This window comes from Pedobacter sp. ASV28, from assembly GCF_016428855.1.
In the GTDB taxonomy this organism is placed as follows: domain Bacteria; phylum Bacteroidota; class Bacteroidia; order Sphingobacteriales; family Sphingobacteriaceae; genus Pedobacter.
Genome location: NZ_JAELTN010000136.1, coordinates 1 through 443 on the forward strand (window position 1 = coordinate 1; position 443 = coordinate 443).

The following is a 443-nucleotide window of genomic DNA, read 5'->3' on the forward strand; positions in this document are numbered from 1 at the left end:
GTCGACCGCCGGGTAGATGCCGAGCGAGGCGATGTCGCGCGACAGCACCACGGTGGAGTCCAGGTGGGCGAAGGTGGTGGCAGGTGACGGGTCGGTCAAGTCATCGGCCGGCACGTACACGGCCTGGATCGAGGTGATCGATCCGACCTTGGTCGAGGTGATGCGCTCTTGCAGGCGGCCCATTTCCTCAGCCAGCGTCGGCTGGTAGCCCACGGCCGAAGGCATGCGGCCCAGCAGCGCCGACACTTCGGTACCGGCCAGCGTGTAGCGGTAGATGTTGTCCACGAAGAACAGCACGTCACGGCCCTCGTCGCGGAACGACTCGGCGATGGTCAGGCCGGTCAGCGCCACGCGCAGACGGTTGCCCGGGGGCTCGTTCATCTGGCCGTAGACCATGGCCACCTTGGACTCGGACAGGTTCTCCAGATTCACCACGCCGGAGT

The 443-nt window shown here is 66.4% G+C and carries 1 pseudogene; it reads right to left on the reverse strand.

Annotated features, from left to right (window positions below):
• A pseudogene (locus tag JHD79_RS22530) lies at nucleotides 1-443 on the reverse strand (F0F1 ATP synthase subunit beta); the annotation flags it as partial.